The 20,582-nt window shown below is 44.7% G+C and carries 13 protein-coding genes and 1 pseudogene; 11 read left to right on the top strand and 3 right to left on the bottom strand.

Annotated features, from left to right (window positions below):
• The first annotated feature begins 20 nt into the window (after nt 1–20).
• The 6 genes from WG8_RS23270 to metK all read left to right on the top strand — a co-directional run bounded on the left by WG8_RS23270 (nt 21) and on the right by metK (nt 8,479).
• On the top strand, nt 21–1,367 hold the full coding sequence (locus tag WG8_RS23270; RefSeq protein WP_007432724.1) for an efflux RND transporter periplasmic adaptor subunit: 1,347 nt from the start codon (nt 21–23) through the stop codon (nt 1,365–1,367).
• 542 nt (nt 1,368–1,909) lie between these two features.
• Nucleotides 1,910–4,270 carry a copper amine oxidase N-terminal domain-containing protein gene (locus WG8_RS23265; RefSeq protein ID WP_007432723.1) on the top strand — a complete coding sequence of 787 codons (2,361 nt, stop codon included), beginning with the start codon at nt 1,910–1,912 and terminating at the stop codon, nt 4,268–4,270.
• A gap of 99 nt (nt 4,271–4,369) precedes the next feature.
• Entirely contained in the window at nt 4,370–5,884 is a 1,515-nt protein-coding gene (locus tag WG8_RS23260) for a stalk domain-containing protein (RefSeq protein WP_007432722.1), read from the top strand.
• Between the two features lie 70 nt (nt 5,885–5,954).
• Nucleotides 5,955–6,536 carry a hypothetical protein gene (locus WG8_RS23255; protein WP_007432721.1) on the top strand — a complete coding sequence of 194 codons (582 nt, stop codon included), beginning with the start codon at nt 5,955–5,957 and terminating at the stop codon, nt 6,534–6,536.
• A 116-nt stretch (nt 6,537–6,652) separates the two neighbouring features.
• Nucleotides 6,653–6,943 carry an alpha/beta-type small acid-soluble spore protein gene (locus WG8_RS23250; protein WP_007432720.1) on the top strand — a complete coding sequence of 97 codons (291 nt, stop codon included), beginning with the start codon at nt 6,653–6,655 and terminating at the stop codon, nt 6,941–6,943.
• Nucleotides 6,944–7,276: 333 nt separating this feature from the next.
• The gene (gene metK / locus WG8_RS23245) at nt 7,277–8,479 is read left to right on the top strand and encodes a methionine adenosyltransferase (protein WP_007432719.1); all 1,203 of its coding nucleotides are present in this window, start codon (nt 7,277–7,279) and stop codon (nt 8,477–8,479) included.
• A gap of 163 nt (nt 8,480–8,642) precedes the next feature.
• Here metK and WG8_RS23240 read toward each other — a convergent pair whose 3' ends face one another.
• From WG8_RS23240 to WG8_RS23230, 3 genes are read right to left on the bottom strand one after another with little or no spacing between them, the layout of a single operon-like run.
• Nucleotides 8,643–9,542, bottom strand: coding sequence for a TetR/AcrR family transcriptional regulator (locus tag WG8_RS23240; protein WP_007432718.1), 900 nt, complete (start codon nt 9,540–9,542; stop codon nt 8,643–8,645).
• Nucleotides 9,543–9,596: 54 nt separating this feature from the next.
• On the bottom strand, nt 9,597–12,713 hold the full coding sequence (locus WG8_RS23235; RefSeq protein ID WP_007432717.1) for an efflux RND transporter permease subunit: 3,117 nt from the start codon (nt 12,711–12,713) through the stop codon (nt 9,597–9,599).
• Complete coding sequence (locus WG8_RS23230) at nt 12,710–14,119, bottom strand: efflux RND transporter periplasmic adaptor subunit (protein WP_007432716.1); 1,410 nt, start codon at nt 14,117–14,119, stop codon at nt 12,710–12,712. The genes WG8_RS23235 and WG8_RS23230 overlap by 4 nt, the downstream gene beginning before the upstream one ends.
• 262 nt (nt 14,120–14,381) lie before the next feature.
• Between WG8_RS23230 and WG8_RS23225 the strand changes: the two genes are divergently transcribed.
• From WG8_RS23225 to WG8_RS23205, 5 genes and pseudogenes are all read left to right on the top strand, one after another.
• The gene (locus WG8_RS23225) at nt 14,382–17,099 is read left to right on the top strand and encodes a stalk domain-containing protein (protein WP_007432715.1); all 2,718 of its coding nucleotides are present in this window, start codon (nt 14,382–14,384) and stop codon (nt 17,097–17,099) included.
• Between the two features lie 47 nt (nt 17,100–17,146).
• Nucleotides 17,147–18,307: a sensor histidine kinase gene (locus WG8_RS23220; RefSeq protein WP_007432714.1), complete on the top strand. Its 1,161-nt coding sequence runs from the start codon at nt 17,147–17,149 to the stop codon at nt 18,305–18,307.
• A 4-nt stretch (nt 18,308–18,311) separates the two neighbouring features.
• Complete coding sequence (locus WG8_RS23215; protein WP_007432713.1) at nt 18,312–19,034, top strand: response regulator; 723 nt, start codon at nt 18,312–18,314, stop codon at nt 19,032–19,034.
• 89 nt (nt 19,035–19,123) lie between these two features.
• A complete protein-coding gene (locus tag WG8_RS23210) occupies nt 19,124–19,564 on the top strand; it encodes a hypothetical protein (RefSeq protein WP_007432712.1) in 441 nt (146 codons plus the stop codon).
• Between the two features lie 204 nt (nt 19,565–19,768).
• Nucleotides 19,769–20,582 (top strand): annotated as a pseudogene (locus WG8_RS23205) (DNA/RNA helicase); the annotation flags it as partial.

Raw genomic sequence — 20,582 nt, 5'->3', positions numbered from 1 at the left:
TAATGAGGTGAAGAGATATAATGAATAAAAAAAGTGCTCTGATTGCCACGACATTGCTTTTATCAGTTGCATTGGCAGGCTGCGGTGGGGGAGAGGCCCCCGCTGCTTCACCTGCTGCCCAAAAAGCAATTCCGATCCAGGTAGCGAAAGTAGCTAAGGGCAGTCTGGCGGATTCAACAGGGATTGTAGGCAGCTTCGCGCCTAAAGATACGGCTCAGGTTTCCCCGAAAATTAGCGGAAAAATACAGAACATTAATTTGACGGTAGGGCAAAAGGTTAACAAAGGCGATGTTTTGTTTACGATTGATCAGAAAGACATTCGGGATTCCATCACGCAGTCTCAAGAATCCTATCAGGTTGCACTGGCTAATTTGAAGCAGGCTGAGTCTGGAGCATCACAATCGGTGCAGCAGGGTGAAACGAGTGTAGACCAAGCTAAAAGTGCACTTGTTCAGCAAGACAATGCTATTACACAGGCTCAGAATGCTCTGGTAGATGCTCAGAATTCTGTGCGTGATGCCCAAAGTACACTAACTCGAAATCAGCAGTTGTTTAGTGCAGGTGCTGTTTCGCAATCTGAACTAGAGCAGTCTCAAATAGCGCATAGAAAAGCTCAAACAGCGCTGGAAAACGCTCAGCTTGCACTTCATAATGCGCAAACGTCCAAGGAAAGTGCTCAAACAACATACAGTAACGCTCAAAAATCTTTGCGCCTGGCACAGCAAAAAACAGGTATTGATGTAGCACGTGCTTCGGTAAATCAGGCCAAGGCTGCTTTGGATACGGCACGTAGTCAGCTTGTCGACGCTGTCGTCAGAGCCCCAATGTCAGGCACTATTTCGGTAGTCGCAGGTACAACAGGGCAAATGGTCAGCCCTCAGTCAGCTGTAGCTACAATTGCAAACACCAATCCGATCCTTGCCAAGGTAAATGTATCTGAAGAGGATCTGCTTAAGCTGAACGTAGGCTCCACTGTAACTGTAGGGATAGACTCGTTGGGCAAGCGAATTGAGGCTAAAGTGACGGCGATCAATCCGGTTATGGATAATGATCTTAAGGCATATCCTGTCGAAATATCAGTCCCCAATCCTTCTGGCGAGTTCAAATCTGGCATGGTAGTGACTGTTTACATGAAATCAGAAGCTGCACACAATATTCTCGTAACGCAGGATGCAATTACGGAGCAGGCGGGGAAAAAGTATGCGTATGTAGTTGAGGGATCCACGGCTAAGCGGGTAGAGGTGCAAACAGGCGAGGAAAGCGCCAAACAGGTTGAAGTAACCAAAGGGCTTACTGAAGGACAGACTATTGCCGTTAAAGGTATAAGTCTGCTTACAGATGGTGCGAAGGTTAACATAGTGAAGTAATTGTTTTTGTAATATTCAAAATAAATACTGTTACTCCGTCATTACCTACTGCTTAAAGTGTTTTAGAGTATTTGATTTCAAGGGAATCTATAGTTTTTATGTTCTTTATATATTCTATGGATATTTCTCGATGAATATACTCTAATAAAGCTGTTTTTAACGCATGGGGATAACCCTTGTACATTTAAGGCTGATAAGGTAAAAGTTGTAGGATGACGGAGGAACAGGTTTAATAGTATAATTATGACTGTGGAAAGCGGAATACATAATCAAAAAAAAATAAAATTTTTTTTGAAACTGACGCAACTTTTTAAACCTATGCTACGTCTAATTGGGTGAGTATGAAACAAAGGGGTACAAAAGCGTGTAAAGACAAAATTCGCTAAAAAAAATCTTTACTGCATTGTTATCACATTGTATAATACTGGAGTACGTCGTAAATGGACGCTTTCTTTCAACTAGATTCCAAGCTTCTGTGATATTGTCACAGATATCATTTTATAAGGGTTCTCATAAAGCTCGGAAAGGAGGTGTAACGACTGATGAGTGACAAGATCCGACAAAAAGACAAAAATAATATTTCTGTTTATATTCAAGGAGGAGAAAAAAAGGTTATGACAAAGTTTAATAAAAAAATGATCAACGTGCTGGCAACAGCAACATTGGTTGCTGGTGTAGCAGCTCCAATCGCAGCATTGACTGCACCAACTGCAATCCATGCAGCTTCTAGCTACCAATCTCTGAGCACTCCTAGCATTAGCTCCAGTGCACAATCCAATGCTACATTGGGTAGAGCAAAAGTTAGCATTAGCCAAGCTTCTATCGCTGCTGGCGCATCTTTCACAGTAACATTGCCAAAAGGCTTTGAATTCTCTGGTGCTAATAATGGTGTTGGTCGCGTAACCACTGCTACTGACTCTACTTATGGTTTGGGTGTATACCTGGATGCACAAGATAACGATGATGCAGAAAACATTCCATCTACTGGATATAATGACGCTAATGCAGTAGAAGTTACTAAGTTGACTAACAACTCTGCAAAAATAACTTTGAATTTCAGCAACTCCAAAGATAGTGCTGATCTTTACCTGAACTTCGGTAAAGTTAACGTTACTGGACCTAGCAACGGACCTGTGAAAGTTGCTATTGATGCAGCTTCCGCAAGCGGTTTGACTAGCGGCGAAGTAACAATTGCAAACGTAGTTTCTTCCGGTCAAGTATCTTTGTCTGTAGCTGATACTGTTTCCAGCGAAGAAAACTTCACTGCAACTTTGAAAGTTAAAGAAGAAACTGCTGGTTCTTTGGCTAACAACAACAACATTAAATTCAAATTGCCAAGTGGTTTCAAATGGAACACTGCTGGTAATGCAACCGTTCTTTATGGTGATATCGCTTCTGGTGATGTAATCACTAAAATTGACGGCGACACTTTGACTTTGTCCTTGAAGAACCCAAGCACTAAACAAACATCTTTCCAATTGCCTGTAGAATTCTATGTTGATGATGAAACTAGTGCTAAAGAAGGCGATGTTACAGCTAACATTTCCGGTAGCGCAACAACTGACGTTAGCTCCCTCGTAGTTGGTAGCTATGGTCAAATCGGTGGTGGCGTTACTGTTGCTACTCCAACAACTATCCTTGCAGGTCATGACGAACAAAAACTTGGCGACATCGTAATTAAAGAAACTGTTGCTAAATCTTTTGTTAATGGACGTACTGTAACTTTGCGTCTGCCTGAAGGTGCTCGTTGGCAGTCTACTTTCGAAAGCAACAGCCCAGGAAGTAACTTCGTAGGTTCTATGGAGAACACTAACGGATTGGGTGGAGCAGATGTTTCTTACACTGACTCTGACAAACGTACTTTGAAACTGACTTTCAAAAACGTTAACAGCACAACTGACGCTGGTACCCTGAAACTGAAAAACGTTGAAGTTGCTACACAACCAGGTTTCTCTGGCGATCTGAACGTTGAAGTTGGTGGTAGCCAAGGTCTGAGCGGTACTGTTAAGGTTGCAACTGTGAAACAAGCAGTTACTTTGGCTGCTGCTTCCAAACCAACCCTGACAATCGGTCTGGGCGACCAACAAGTTGGCGATATCACAATCACTGAAGCTGCTAAAGAAGCTTTCGTTAAGAAAGACGGTAGCCGTGAAGTAATCTTGGAATTGCCAACAGGCGTACGTTTTGCTTCTACTCCAGAAGTAAAAGTTACAGCTGGTGACGTTAAAGTGAAGAGCGTATCTACTGATACTTACGGCGAAAGCAACAAAGGCCGTCTGAGCTTCTACATCGACAGCGAAAGTGCTACTCCAAGTACAATCACAATCTCGGCTCCTAAGCTGACTGTTGACCGTACTGTAGCTCAAGGCGACGTCGTTGCTAAGCTGAAAGGTAGCGCAGTTTCTTACACTGCATACAAAGGCGCAACTGACAACACTCAAAACTGGAAAGACAACAACACTGCAGCTGCTGAAGTAGCAATCGCAACTGTTGGAACTCCAGCTCCAGGTGCTACTAGCACTAAAGCTGTCTTCACACTGGGAAGCACTTCTTACACTGTAGATGGTCAAACTAAAACAGCAGAAGTAGCTCCTTATGCTGAAAACGGACGCACTTACTTGCCAGTACGTTATGCTGCTGAAGCTCTGGGTGTATCCCCACAAAACATCCTGTTTGACAAAGCAACTTCCACAGTTACCCTGATCAAAGGTAGCACTGTTGCTCAAATCAAACTGAACACAAACCTGTTGACTGTTAACGGTTCTGTGATTCGTATGGACGTTAAAGCTGTAACTAACAAAAACCGTACTGTACTGCCAATCTCTTGGGTAGGTAGAGCGTTGGATGCATCCATCAACTACGATGCAACTGCAAAAACAGTTACTGTTGAAAACAACAAGTAATTTAAGAGTAGCTCTTTTGAGTTAACTGAATTAGATGAGAAGAGGGTTCCTTTTGGAGCCCTTTTCTTTTATTAGCCTTATTGACAAAGGAGAGAAATTATGAAACGTTTTGGAGTGGCACTACTGTCCACATTGGCTTTTACTTCTACGTTTGCCAGTCTTGCAGGTGCTCAATCAGGTGATATAAAGGTTATTATTAACGGTGTAACTCAGCAATATACACAGTCTCCAGTAGTTAGTCAAAATACAACCTTAGTGCCTCTTCGCGGCGTCTTTGAAAGCTTGGGAGCACAAGTGGAGTGGGATAGCAAAGCTAAAAAAGTAACTGCATCCAAAAATGATGACACGTTAGCTTTAAATGTTGGTTCAAAACTTGCTTATAAGAATAATGCGCCTGTACAACTGGATGCTGCAACTCAAATTCAAAAGGGTCAAGTATTCGTTCCTTTGCGTTTTGTCAGCCAATCATTAGGCGCCAAAGTAGATTGGAATCAGACTACACGAACAGTAACTATTTCAAATCAAGCTAATGGAAGCACTACTGGAGATAGTTTGTCCAGTAAACCTTTCACAGCTCCCGTGACTAAAGTTACTTATGACACATACTATAACGATTCTTTGACCTATGATGCTGCAGTTAAACTGGCTATAGCTGATAGTACCTCGGTTAAAACAGGAGAACTGAATATCGATCAAGCTGGAAAGATTATGAAGGAAACAGGTAAAAATATTGACTTTGTTCCTGCCGAAGCAGGTGATGAAGCACAAGATAAAGCTTTCAAAGGTTATGCTCAAACCAACCTTAATTATGAGGCTGCCAAAAAGAACCTGGATATGACCAAAGAAAGTATTGAATACAATGTAAAGGATCTTTATAACAAACTTCTTCAGAAGCAAAATGCCGTTAAACTGGCTGCTTTGAATATTGAGGATGCTGAGCGCAAGCTGAAAGTTGCACAAATTAAAAGAGATAATCAAATGTCGAGTGATTATGAGGTGACTCAAGCAACCAATCAACTCACTCAAAATCAAGCTGCTTTAGACAAGGCTAAAAAAGACTTGGATAGCGCCTATGTATCTTTGAATCAACTGATTGGTTACAAGCCAGAACAGCGTTACGAATTGAAGGATAAACCTGTTTATTCTGAATTCAAAGATAATGTGGAAACTAAGGTAAGCCAAGTACTTACCAGCAGCACGGCTATTTGGTTAAGTGAGCAAAAAGTGGATTTAGCTGAATTGAGCTTGAAGCTCTACAGTTTTAATACTCAAGGAACGACATACGAAGCTCAACAACTTGATGTTGAGAAAGCTCAGTATGCTACAGAGGGTACAAAGAGACAGCTTGAAGAAGCTGTAAGAACGCTCTACAACAACATCAAAGGATTGGAAAGTCAGTATTCTCAAATTCAAGCTGGTTTGGTGAGTGCTAGAAGCGCAGCAGATATGACTAAAAAGCAATTTGATGTAGGTTTGGCTACTGAGCTTCAGGTTTATGAGGCTAATCTGAAAGTAACCACTGCTGAACAGCAAGCTGAAGATATAGTTACGAGCATTGATACATTGAAGATGGCTTATAATAAACCGTGGGTTATGCAAGGCGCTTCTTCTTAAAGCAAGCTAACAACAATACTAATATATAATTATTTTTACAGAGGCATGAACCTGCTGTAGGAGGATCAGCATGAAATCACGCTACAAAGTATCGTTGGCTGCAGTTTTACTTGGAGGAGGAATTGTTGCAGGCTCCTTAATGAACAACTCAGTCAATGGGGCCTCCAGCTCTGGACAACCAGGTACAGCTGATGATCCAGTCGTAACCAAAAGCTATGTTGACCAGAAAATTGCTCAGGCAATCAAAGGTGGAGAATCGGCAAGTAGCACTAATAGTAAAACGACTACTTCTGTAGCTCCCACCCAAAATGCTACTTCTAATACAACAACTTCGGGAGCTTCTAGTACAGGCAAAGCTTCTACAACGGTGCAACAGACCGAGGAATTGAAGGTTGTTGATGTAAAGCCTGGCCAAAAGCTGATTGCCAAAGCTGGAGCGGAATTTATTTTACGTAATGGGTATGCTGTTGTGTATAGTATGGATGCCAGCGGTGCTATTGATATTACTTCTGGAACGGAAATTGTTCATAATCAGGCTGTTGAAAAAAATCATTTATTATCTTTTCCTAGAGAGGGAAGAGGTATTCAGGTAAAAGAAGGTCAGAAGTTTGGCCTGGTCGTTATGGTGCGAGGCGGTTATACAGTACAGTAAACTGCTCTTGTTCGTAAATACTGCTTGGGATAGCAAATTGTTCTTGGCTAATTGAACTCTAATCGCTGCACACTAACCTCATGAAAGACAATACGATGTAATGGAGGGTGTGTACGATGGCGTCAAGAGGTCAAAGACAATTAATTCCCGAAAGCCGTGCCAGGTTACATGATTTGAAGTATGAGATCGCTGCTGAGTTTGGACTTCCTGTCTATAACCCTCAATATGCACATATACATCCCAACGCTGACAGTGAATTCGCTGCGGAATTGGGGGAGTTTACGGGAACCGGGAATGTGGCCTGGCGAGATTTGACTTCAAGACAAAACGGTTTTGTGGGCGGTGAAATTACGAAGCGATTGGTACAATCTGCTGAGCGTAGCTTATCTGAATTTGGTGCCTTATAAATTACAATAATCTCTACAAATTCCATAAACGTAGTAACTTGTGAAGTGAAGCTGTTTGCATGTGAGTCAAAAATGATTCACATGCAAACTTATTCCGACTTCGAAGCTTGTAATTAAGCGATATGAATTGACACCTTGTTTTAAATAGGATATCATGACATTTGAGGCTTGTACGCAACCTTTTCCTACCGGAAAAGGTTCATTTTTTGTTAATCAGGTGAAAAGATATCTTCCTGTCATATGCTGGCTTGAAGGTGCCCTGAATAATACCATCATCATGTCAGGATTTCTATATAAATCCTCATGTATTTAAATTATGGGAGGTTGAAGTTCATGTCTGTAAAGGGCCGTCATTTGTTCACGTCCGAGTCTGTAACAGAAGGGCATCCAGATAAAATCTGCGATCAGATATCCGATGCTGTATTGGACGCCTTTTTGGCTAATGACCCTAATGCACGGGTAGCGTGTGAAGTATCGGTAGCTACTGGGCTCGTTCTCGTCATTGGTGAAATCAGCTCCAAATCGGAATACGTGGATATTCCATCCATTGTACGAAACACGATCAAGGAAATTGGCTATACACGTGCAAAGTATGGCTTTGACTACAATACTTGTGCTGTATTGACTTCTTTAAATGAACAATCTCCGGACATTGCTCAAGGTGTTAATGCCGCCTTGGAGAGCCGTGATCCTGCTGAAGTGGATAAAGAAACAGAAAACATTGGCGCAGGGGACCAAGGTTTAATGTTTGGTTTTGCTACGAATGAAACCCCTGAGCTGATGCCTTTGCCTATTGCTATGTCTCACCGTATTGCACGACGTTTGTCTGAAGTGCGTAAGGATGGAACACTCAATTACCTTCGCCCAGACGGTAAAACGCAAGTAACGGTTGAGTATGAGAATGGCAAACCTGTTCGTATTGATGCCATTGTGGTTTCTACACAGCATGCAGAGGATACGACGTTGGAGCAAATTCAAGCAGACATCAAGGAAAAGGTTATTTTGCCGGTTGTTCCTGCTGAATTGCTGGATGAGCAAACCAAATATTACATTAATCCGACGGGACGCTTTGTTATTGGTGGACCTCAAGGAGATGCAGGTCTGACAGGTCGTAAAATCATCGTTGATACATACGGTGGTTATGCTCGTCATGGCGGGGGAGCATTCTCCGGCAAGGATCCGACCAAAGTGGACCGCTCCGCTGCTTATGCTGCTCGTTATGTAGCAAAAAACCTTGTGGCTGCGGGATTGGCAGACAAGGTAGAAATTCAGCTTGCATATGCCATTGGTGTAGCTACGCCGGTTTCGATTAACGTGGATACATACGGTACGGGTAAAGTAAGCGATGAGAAACTGGTTGAACTGATCCGCAACAACTTTGATCTTCGTCCAGCAGGTATTATTCGCATGCTGGATCTGCGTCGTCCAATCTACAAGCAAACGGCTGCCTACGGTCACTTTGGCCGTACAGATCTGGATGTACCTTGGGAGAGTGTAGACAAGGCAGAAACATTGAAAGAACAAGCGGGTCTGTAGTTTCTCGTATGTTATAAATAAAAGCAATAAACTAAAAAAGACTGCTCATTTACATGAGACAGTCTTTTTTAGTTATGTTTCGCAGACTAACTATAGCAGATTCAGCAAAATTTACTTTATCGGCGTCTGAAAATCTGTTTTAACTGCACCGAATGGTTGGCTATTATTCCGATTCCGGTGCAAGGTCTAATAAATTTTTGAGTAAATGGCAAACCTTTTGCAGTTCCTTACGCTGCTCCAAATACGAAAAAAGAGCTTTTAAGAGCCCTTTCTGAGGGCTCGCTTTCAGAGCTTCTTCCTTTAGTAGAGTGGAAATTTGCTGGTACTCTTGCTTATCCTCCAAACTCCATGAAGACAGAAGTATGCTGTCTTCCAGAGAGTGAAGAAGGACATTGATCTGGCGACCCTGATCGAAGGGATTGCTTATAGTGCTTTCAGGTAACCAGCCTGGACTGCCCCACAAATGATAGACCGAATCAGTACTCTTCAGGCTGGCAACTAAAGAATTGGATAAGAAGATGATGAATTGCGTAAGATGCTCAATCGTTTCATCGTTCATCCGTTCAGCAAAGAAACGAATATATTCCAATACAATACTTTTGAGCACAAAAGTGATATCCCATGCAGAATCTTCAATCTCGGTTCCGAAAACATCAATCAAGCAGTCGTATACCCATTGATACAACTTGTATTCATGTTGTTCGAAGGCGGCATTGAGCTGTTCATTCTGAAAAATGAGCATGGATGGCTCAGGAAGATCCATCATAAGATATACTTTATTTTTAACAAGATTTCTTAAATAGAGTACAATAAAGTCGTGCAGCTTATCATGAGTAGTGAGATCAGGTTTACTGTAAAGTGCCCGGATATCCTGTTCAATATTTTTCTCCAGGATAATGCACATTTCCAGAGGCAGTTCTTCCTTTCTCTGAAAATATTTATAAAAGGATGCCTTTGCCATCCCGCTTTCTTTGGCGATTTCTTCAACAGATGTTGAATAATAGCCTTTTCTGGAGAACAGCCTAATGGCTGCCTGCAGAATATCATTTTTTTTGCTTTCCATACATACTACCCCCTAGGGGCCAATCCGAGAGCCCGCCGTCTTACTCCATATCTTCTACAAAGGTTGGTCGTGTGTGATAACCGTGTGTTGCTTTTTTTTGAGTTGACGGTGCATTTTGAACTTGGCCATAATCATATATAAGGACGGCACGACAAACAAGGTTAACAAGGTTGAAAATAGCAAACCGAAAATGACGGTAAAGGCCAGTGGCTTAAAGAGAAGACTTCCCAACAGCGCTAACGGGATCATTCCTACAATGGCCGCCAGAGAAGTCAATAAAATGGGTCTAAAGCGGGCAGTGGCTGCTTGTATCACAGCTTCTTTTAGCTCCATTCCTTCATGCCGGGCATCCTCGATAAATTCAATTAACACAATACCGTTCCGTACAACAATGCCTGCGAGTGCAATAATCCCCATGATACTCATAAAACCAATAGGCATGCCAGTTAAGAAAATACCAATAATGCCGCCGGCTGCTGCCAGGTATACGGTCGTCATAATGATAATAGGGATGGACAACGAATAGAACTGCATAGTGATCAAGAGCAAAATGAGCAGGACTACAACGATTGCCAGCTTCCCTAAATCCCCGAATATGGTGGACTGATCGGATGTTTCGCCGCCTACCTCCCATTTATAGCCTTCAGGGAATTTCATTTGTGCCAGTTTGCTTTCTACATCCACCATTGCTTCGCTTGCAGTTCGCCCGTTCAAGTCGGCTTCTACCGTAATCGTCCGCTCCATATTGTAATGCTTGATTTGCTGAATAGCAAATGAAGGCTTAATTTGTACGAGCTGGTTTAACGGAATCTGCGCACCGGCTGAATTGACTACACTTAATTGTTGGAAAAGCGTGCTAGGCTCCTCGTTGTCATGATTCAAATACAATTTAATATCCACCAGATCGTTTCCTGTATCAAATTGGCTGACTTTAGCCCCTTCTTTTAATAAAAGCAGGGTACGAGTCAGATCTGTATAGCTTACCAGGTATTGGTCCATGGCTTGCTTGTTAACCTGCAAATCCAGTGCATATCTTTCAATTCCTATATCATCCATGACACCGGTCGTACCCTCTACTGTGGCAATCTGCTCTTTTACTTTTTGGGCAAGGTTTTGTAGCTGATTCAGGTTCTGACCTGAAATCCGAATAGAGACGGGCTTACCCACCGGGATTCCAAGACGAGGAATATACATCGTCACATTAGCTTCAGGATAGGATCTTTTAGCATGCTGTTCCCAAGCATTGACTGTCTTATTGAGATCGAAAATATTTTTTTTGCCAACAATAGCAACTTGTCCTACAGTCTCATCATATCTAATATCACCGCCCGAACTGTTAATGTCGCTGAATAGTTGCGGTGCAGTTCCTCCGGCACTGTAAACGACCTTGGAGGTTTCGGGTTGCTTCTTTATCCAGCCTGCAATGTCTTTGACGACCTGGTCTGTTTCTATAACGGAGGTGCCTATAGGCATTTTTATTTTTAATACGACATGAGGGTCCTCTGCTTCTGGAAAGAGTTCAACTGAGGTGAAAGGAACCAATCCATAAGCAGCTGTTCCAAGCATGAGTCCTGCCATTGCAGTCAGCAAGGGACGCTTAATGACTTTGGGCATCAGCTTTTGTGAGTACAGCTTGTTTAAAGACTGAATCTGCCGGCCCAACAAGCCTGCAGGCTTCGTTTTACCTTGAGGCCGCCGAGTCTGCCTGCGTTTCTCATACCATTCCCGGAAAATTGGGATAATGGTGAGTGACATAACCATAGAAGCAAGCATGGTCAGAGAAACAATAGCGGGAATAGGCTTGATGAATGCCCCTACATTTCCGGGTAGAAACAACAGTGGAGCAAAGGCTGAGATGGTAGCCAGTGTGGCAACCAAAATCGAAAGCATCACCTCTTTGGTACCTTTAATAGCTGCATCTTTGGGTGACTCCCCTAATTCTGTAAGTCTCCGCTCAATATTATCATTGACCACTACGGCGTCATCAACAAGTATGCCCAGGACAATGATCAGACCAACAACGGAGATTTGATTCAGTGTAATACCGAACATAGGCAAAAAGATAATGGCAATCGCAACCGAAATCGGAATCGCCAGTGCGACAAAAGCAGAGGTAAGCAAATTCAAGCCCAGCATACAAACGAGAATCACAGCTGCAATTGCCAGAATCGTCTCGCGTTTCAAATCGCCGAAGATATGATCTACCTGATCCTTTTGTGCAAAAAGAGTTTCAAGACGAACACCTTCAGGAAGTGTTTTCTCCAGTTCTTTGAGCTTCGCATTGACCTTTTCGTTCATAGGCGGGACGTCTGTGCCCTTTTCTGCTCCAATACTTAGCGTAATGGCAGGCTTTCCTCCTACATAGGCAAAGTACTCCGTTTCGGCATGTGCCAGCTCGGTAGTGGCAACATCTCGCAAATAGACGGGCGCCCCTTCCTCAGTACGAGTCAAAATGGCCTGATTTAATTCCTCGGCTTTTTGGGTTTCCCGGACGATGAGTTGAAAGGTGCGTCCGTTGTATTCAATATCACCGGTCGGAATCCGATCGATTTGGGACTGGATCGCTTGTGCGACCTGTCCCCACGACAGATGGTACTGCTGAAGCTTTTGATTATCGATTTGGACACGCACTTCCTGGTCAGGGAGGCCGTTGAACTTGACACTGGATACACCTGGTATGGTGTTGAGCTGATCTTTCCACGTTGTGATCAAATCATTGAGCCGATACAGTGGTGCAGGGGAGTCAGCTACCAGGGCATAGGAGCCGATAAACGAACTGGTTAGCTTGTCATTCACAACAGGTACTTCAGCACCTTCGGGAAGATCCGCTTGCGCATCCTGTACTTTTTTACGCATATTATCCCATACCGTTTGTGGATCAACTCCATTTTTGGATTCAATTAAAATAGAGGAGAATCCGTTACCGGAAGTCGATGTAATCGTTTTAACACCTTCTACTTCCTTGATGCGCTTTTCCAGCTCCTTGGTTACGGTTTGTTCAACTTTTTGCGGTGAAGCACCAGGATAGACTGTTGTTACCATAGCATTTTGTATGGTGACATCTGGCATTTCCTGCTGTGGTAATTGGAAAAATCCAAAAGCTCCGACTAAAACAAGCATAACAAAAAACAATAATGTAATTTTTCGCTTTTTTACGAAATATTCAATCATGGGCGGCCGCCTTCTTCCGCTTTAATCGGATTCCCATCAAAAAGATTTTCTGCCCCTTTAATAACAATACGTTCGCCCTCACGAAGGCCTGATACGATTTGCAATTGGTTTTCTATAACCTGATCACCGAGCTTTACAGCTGTTTTAACAGCCTTTCCTTTAATATCTTTGAAAATAAAGGGCTCACTCCCCGTGTTAATGACCGCTTCAGCGGGAACAAGAATGCCGTTCTTGTCTGTCACCTGTCGAGCAGCTTTAATGACCTGGCCAGGCAGCCAGTCTTGCTGTGGATTGTTTATAACGATCTCTACGTTAACAATTCCTGTATTAGTGCTGGTTGAAGGATAGATGTTGGAAACCGTGCCTTGGCGGCTTTCTTCATATAGCATCACATTCACTGATTGTCCCTTTTTCCAATCTTTGATTTCACTGTCCGGTACCGGGAGCAGTACCTTGAGACGGTCAATGGACCCTATGCGATAGACGGTCTGGCCTGAAGCGACCAAGTCACCTGTATTCACACTCTTGCCTAAAATAACACCGTTCACAGGAGCAATTAGACGGGTGCGTGAAAGTGCAAGTTCTGCCTGCCCCTTGGCAACAAGGGCTTTTTCATAGTTGGCATGGGCTTGCTTTTTGGCAGCCGCAGCCTGTTCATTGGCAGCAAGAGCTTTGCTTTTACCTGCAAGTGCATCCTGAAAGGAAGCCTGGGCGGATTGATGATCTTCGGCTGTAGCCCCTTCCAGCAAAAGGGATAGGGATTCCTTAGCTTGCTCCAGATCTTTCAGGGCTGCGGTAGCATTCAGGCGAGCATTTTCATTATCCGATGCGGTAGCAGCACCTGCTTCAAACAGCTTCTGTGTACGCTCACTATCCGTCTTGGCTTTATTATAGGCACTTTGTGCCTTATCTACAGTAGCTTGCGCTTGCTGTTTCTCTTGAGCACGTGCCCCTTTATTGACCTTGTTGACATTCGCGCGAGCTCCTGTAATACCTGCATCGGCAGATTGAATCGCAGAGGCAGCAGCCTGTAGGTTAGCCTGTGCGTTATCAATACCAGCCTGCGCTTCCAGGATGGAGGCTGTCGCTTGTGCCACCTGAAGCTTGTAGTCAGCATCATCCAAACGAGCAATAACGGCGCCCTTCTGTACAGCAGTACCGACAGTGAGATATGCACTGGCTACGGTGCCTCCATTTTGAAAAGCCAGTGTGTTCTCCTCATAAGCCTGAAGAGTGCCTGACAAGTTATAGGCAGTATGGAGCGGAGAGGATTTGACAACTGCAGTACGCACAACGGTTGGCTGTGCAGCTGAGTCTAAAGCGGCATCTTTCTCCGCACTGGAACATCCAGCGACCGCTATGCTCAGGGATAAAGAGAGTACGGTAAGTAACCGGAGTTTATTCATGATTTCAAGCCTCCTGATAGGCCTATAAAAATAGACCTGAACTGATTAGTATATTTTGAACTTATTAGTTCAATCGTATTATATTGCGCCTATATCGTGTTCGTCAATTCGCTGTTTTCGATTTTGTGAATAAGTTGACGGGATTTTCGTAACTTTTGCCTTTATAATAAGTCTATTAATATAAGAAGACTTTTTTTGTTTATTGCTAGACACGTGCGGATCATTCCGTTTGAATACAATGAAGATGGGAGCTATTATCCAAATGTTTTTAAGTAATAGGAAACAGGGCAATGAGAAAGTGGATGGTAGAAGAATCGCTAAGAAATGGGCCGTTCTGACACTGGCAGGAGTATTGTGGGTAGGACCGGTTGCCGGAACGGGGGCACTAATCCCGTTAAATGGCTGGATGTCTGTGCCAATTGCAAGTGCAGCCTCCGGTTCAACTGTAAAGCTGGGCGAAGAAATCCTTACTTCTGGTGCAACTTTGATGAAATATCGTTTTAAAGGTTCCAAAGGAACAGCACTGGCTGATATTATTCGGGTGGACTTGCAAAATCCATACGTCAAGCTGGATGTCATGACCGGGAAGAACGGACAGTTCACAACCCGTCAGAGTACTGGTGGCATGGCAAAAGAAACCGGGGCGGTTGCTGGCGTAAACGGAGATTATTTTAATACCTCCAGCGAGGGAGCGCCGATTGGCGGACAAGTATCCAAGGGTGTGTTAATGTCTACTCCGTCTGATTTAACAGGCATGTATGCCTTTGCTGTAACCAAGGACGGTTCTCCGATGGTAGAGCAGTTTACTTTTGAAGGTACAGTAAAGGCCGGGGATGGGTCATCCTTTTCTTTGGCGGGGATGAACAAGGCTTCATATACGCCTGAAACGAGTGGAAGCAGCTACAGCCACTCCAATGCTATGTATATTTATACATCTGCTTGGAAGGCAGTGGAACGTCCAAAAAACAGCTCGACAACGCCTACCGAGGTGTTGGTACAAAATGGTGTGGTTACGCAAGTCTCCAGCAACGCTGGATTGAATATGACAGTCCCACAGGATGGCTATATTTTGCGTACTCATGGTAAAGCGGCTGAATATGCCAAAGAGCATCTGACAGTGGGACAGACAGTAGAAACGAGCTATCACCTTCGTGTGAAATCGACAGGGAGTGAAGTAGATCCTTCCAACCTTCAAATGATGATTGGTGGACATACCATATTAGTAAATGACGGTCAGAAAACCTCGTTTTCCCGAAGCACAACAAGCATAGGCGGGACCCGTGCGCGTACAGCTTTGGGATATTCCCGTGACAAGCGTTACGCTTATGTCATTGCCGTTGAGAAGAACGGGAACAGCGTTGGTGTCTCTCTGAGCGAGCTGCAAACGCTGATGCAAGATATTGGCGTCTGGAAGGGGATGAACCTTGACGGCGGCGGCTCTACCACTATGGTAACTCGTGATTTGGGAGATACGACTGCAGGGCTTACTTTTAATACGGAATACGGTACAGAGCAGCGCAGCGTCGTGAATGGAGTGGGTGTATATACCACTGCTCCCAAAGGAACGCTTAAAGGCTTCACGATTAAAGGCAATAAAACATTGCTGATCGGCCAGACCGGAAGCTATTCCTTCAAAGGATATGACAACTACTACAATCCATTCGATACTTCGAAGGTGCAGGTGACGTGGAAATCCAGCAACCCGGCTGTTGTGTCAGTGAGTGGCGGTGTTGTCAAGGGAGCCAAGCCGGGAACCGCGACACTAACAGCATCCAGTGGTTCAGCAAGCGCTACAACCAAGGTTACGGTGCTTGGAGCAGATGAAATTTCATCACTGACTGCAGGAAGTGGAACAGGCTCACTTGCCGCTGGAGCTAAAATTGCAGTACCTGTAACGGCAAAGACGAAAGATGGCCAGAGCGTCAGCATTACGTCAGATGCTCTCAAGTGGGAATCCATCGGCTTTAAGGGAAGCGTTAAGGACAGCGAGCTTACAGTCAACTCGGTGGACTCGGGTGTGAAAACGGGCTATGCCATCGGTCGCTATGATGGTTTCAGCGCGGTTGTCTTCCTGTCTGCAGGCGGGGAGAGCACAAGTGATTGGGAGAATTTTGAAAATGTTTCATATCCGATTGATTTTACTTCGAATGTAGCTGGTGTTACCGGGACAGCCGCCGTTGTGCAAGGAGATGGGGATCATGCCAACTCTAAGGTGCTGGAGCTGAACTACGACATGACGAGTGGCAGTGGCAAAATGTATGCTTATGCTCAACTGAACGGTACAACCGGAAAAACATTGGAACAAGCGGCCACATCCATTTCCGTTGATGTGAGAGGAGATAAGAGTCTGAATTGGCTGCGGGCGGAATTGGAGGATGCTCAAGGCAAAACGGCATATATTGATCTGGCCAAAGTGATTGACTGGAACGGCTGGAAAACGATAAACGCAGATATGAGCGGTTTGAATATTTCGTATCCGGCGAAGCTGAAGCGTCTTTATGTAGTCAATGTAGCCGAGGGTCAGGATGAGCGTGCTAAAACGGGCAATGTTGCTTTTGACAATATTTCTTTTAATACACCGGGAACGGTTGGCACTGAAGGACTCAAAAAAGGAACAGCTCAGATGACGATTGGACAGAAATCAATGAGCGTGAACGGAACAGCGACTGCGATTGATGCGGCTCCGATGACACGCGATGGATCAACGTATGTGCCGATCAAGTATGTACTTGATGCTTTTGGTGGGCAGGCCAAGTGGAATGCAGGCGATCAGCGGATCACGATTATGCGCGGCGGAGTACTGATGGATTTGACCGTGGGGAAAAAAGAAGCTGTTCTAAACGGAAAGCGTCAAAGCACTGATGTAGCACCTATCGTATTAGGTGGTAGGACTTTAGTCCCATTAAGACTCGTGTCTGAGCAGTTAGGGATGACTGTAAAATGGGAACAAGAAACGAAGACCATCACCCTCCAGTCATGATATGGTATGATATATACTTGAAATGCTAGGATTGGAGTAGAACACTTGTGGACTTTCAAGCCGATATCATAGACCGAGTCATTAAAAATGCCATCCAGGTGATGGAGAACAGCAAATATCAGATGTTCGAAATATTGGACACGGCCCGGACCGAGCTGGTCACGTTAAATCAGGAGCTTCAAATTGTCCTGAAGGAAACGGCGGAAACGATTGAAAAGGTGGACCAGCTGGAAATGAATTATCGGCGGTCCCGCATTCGGCTGACTGAGGTCAGCCGTGACTTTGTCCGCTATTCAGAAGAAGATATCAAGCAGGCTTACGAGAAGGCGACACAGCTTCAGCTCGATGTGATGATTTTTCGCGAGAAGGAAATGTATCTCAAAGCCAGAAGAGACGATCTGCAAAAGCGGGCCCAAAGTGTCGAGGCTTCTGTCGAGCGTGCTGAAACCATTGGTTCACAGATGGGGGTTGTGCTGGAATATTTGTCAGGTGAGCTGGGACAAGTGACGCGGATCATCGAATCGGCCAAAAATCGACAGTTTATTGGTCTCAAAATTATTTTGGCTCAAGAAGAGGAGCGTAAGCGCATATCTCGTGAAATTCACGATGGACCTGCGCAACTCCTTGCACATCTAGTGCTTAGGACGGAAATTGTGGAAAGAATGATCGCTAAGCAGGAATTTAAGATGGTTCAGGACGAAATAGTAGACTTGAAGAAACAAGTTCGCTCTAGTCTTGAGGAAATGCGAAAGGTCATTTTCAATCTGCGTCCTATGGCCCTGGATGACCTGGGACTTATTCCGACGCTCCGAAAATATGTGCAAGATTTTGAAGAAAAAACGAAGATTAGAGCGCTTTTTGAAACAAGGGGCAAGGAACACCGTCTCTCTTCCGCGATGGAAGCAGCCATTTACCGTCTGATTCAGGAAGCTTTGACCAACGCTGCCAAGCATGCTTATCCTACCTATGTACTTGTTGAGATTACCTATCAGGCGCAGCTTGTAAAAATCGTGGTACAGGATAATGGTCTGGGCTTCAAGCCAGAGCTCTTCCAACAAAAAAGCAAAGATCATGGGCATTTTGGCCTGATTGGTATGCGGGAAAGGGTTGAACTGCTCGAGGGGAGAATGGAGATCGAATCAGCTGAGAATCAGGGCACCAAGATAGTGATTCATATCCCAACCAACGTGGAAAAGGGAAAGGAGTAACAACATGGAAAATCAAGAAATCAGTAATGCACCCATTAAAGTTCTCTTGGCGGACGATCATCAGTTGTTCCGTGAAGGACTTAAACGTATTTTGAATATGGAGGATGACATTGAGGTCATCGGAGAATGCGGCGACGGCATCCAAGTGCTGGAATTTTGTAACGTAGAGAAACCGGATATTGTTCTGATGGACATTAATATGCCAATTGAAAATGGTGTAGAGGCAACTGAAAAGCTGCGCGAGATGTTCCCGGATGTCAAAGTGATCATCTTGTCCATCCATGATGATGAAAGCTACGTATTCGAAACGTTGCGCAAGGGGGCCAACGGATATCTGTTAAAAGATATGGAGGCCGAGTCCCTTATTAACGCAATTCGCTCGGTTCATGAAGGATATGCGTTTATTCATCCGAAGGTAACGGGTAAGCTTATTCAGCAGCTCCGCCGGATGACCTACCTGAATGAAACCGGGGCTATGGCTGAGGGTCATACCAAGGAAGCAGGCGTAAAGTTTGTCGCAGGCGAAAATAATCCGTTGACCCGCCGTGAGGCTGAAGTGCTGCGTTTGATGGCTGAAGGCAAGAGCAACAAAATGATCGGTGAATATTTATTCATTAGCGAAAAAACGGTCAAAAACCATGTCAGCAGCATTCTGCAAAAAATGGAGGTTGACGACCGAACACAAGCGGTTATTAACTCGATCAAATACGGATGGGTTACGCTGTAAAGTGTAGTCTTTGAAACCCAGTACATAACCGTGACACCTCTTCCTGTTATACGGCATATATTGTCGCTATAGGAGGAGGTGGAACCTTCGTGACGGCTCACTTGGTTTGGATATTGCTTATATACGGTCTAGGAGCCGCGGTCGTGCATCTCATGTATATACGACAGGCGGTTCAGGCTTATCGCAATGGTGAAGATGCGCACTCATTATCTCCGGAGCATCGTGCGACCCGCTATATTGTGATTACGTCCAATGACGGAGATCGTGTGGAATGGGTGATGCGTTCGTTAAGCATACTTGCTTGGCTACACCGGAGGCCGCTGCATGTGACGGTACTGGATGATGAGTCCATGGACGACACACTGCCGATTCTGACACGGATGGTGCGTTATAGCCATATGGAAATTTCAGTTATTTCACGTCGTTTCTCACCGGGGGGCCCGGTTTTACCGAAGTCAGGCGGTGAAAAGCAGGTTGTTATTGATCTTAGAACCGCCAACCCGTTGGCAGATACCCCACTTGTTCCTTAATGACAGGGAATTGTGGACACAAGGCTCGAAATCGGATATAAATATTTATAAGCAATTGCATATGCAAGATGGTACGGATCTTGTTGAGGTTCGATTGATGTGAAGCACACTTCAGGCTATAAGCCATAGGAGTGTGCTTTTTTGTTTTTATCTGGTGTGATAAGAGGCAGAAAAAATGATCGTGATAGGCGGGAGGGATATACGATGAAAATTGCAGTGTATGCGGTTAGGTATATGGGGCATTGGAATCTACGATTATCTATGGATATTCGAGTAGATATGTCATGGTGGATGCATCGAAATGAGGGACAAAAGAATATTGTCGAAAGATGGGTGTTATTAGGAGAAGGGCTTCCATTGTCTTGGGGAACAAAGCTGTGTGAAACATTCAAGGAACTAGCGGATATGAAGCGATGGGGGAATAAGCAATGGTGGGGATATATTCTTTCCAACCTAAAGAATGAGCTGTCTTTGGAACCTTTTGGTGGACAACGAATTTTAACTGGAGAAGCAGACCATATATGCATTTGGGATCATGTACAAGGCTGGATCTCAGGTGCAGAAAATGAGGAGGAAAGACGAGAAATACAAGGAACATTATGTTTTATTCAAGAAAAGGAACGCTGCAGTGGAATTGAAGAACTGGATATGCAGTGTGTGGCACGCCAAGCAGATGAGTTGGTTGAATTGCTAACAGGACGCCAGTTGCTCGTACCGGAACCCGAAGCGCTGTTGGCGGAGGCAGCGCCAGGTTTGGAGCGTGCTTGGCGCTCAGCTGCGCAACTAGCATATCTGCAAGGCCGGCTCAACTTTGCTGCTGGCCTCGCTCCCGCACTACGTGCACGCTGCTCTGCCGCGCGTGCACATGAACTCCGCTGCAACCGTTGTGGCAGCGGGGTGGTGCACCGCACGAGCTGCGCATCGTGCGGACGCAAGGCGTGCGCCTACTGCGAGACTTGTCTCGCACTTGGGCGCAGCCGTGAATGCTCGCTGCTGCTGCGCGGTGCAGCGAAACCCG

Origin of the sequence: Paenibacillus sp. Aloe-11 (assembly GCF_000245715.1) — a bacterium.
Taxonomy (GTDB): domain Bacteria; phylum Bacillota; class Bacilli; order Paenibacillales; family Paenibacillaceae; genus Paenibacillus; species Paenibacillus kribbensis.
This window is presented reverse-complemented; position numbering and strand designations above follow the sequence as displayed.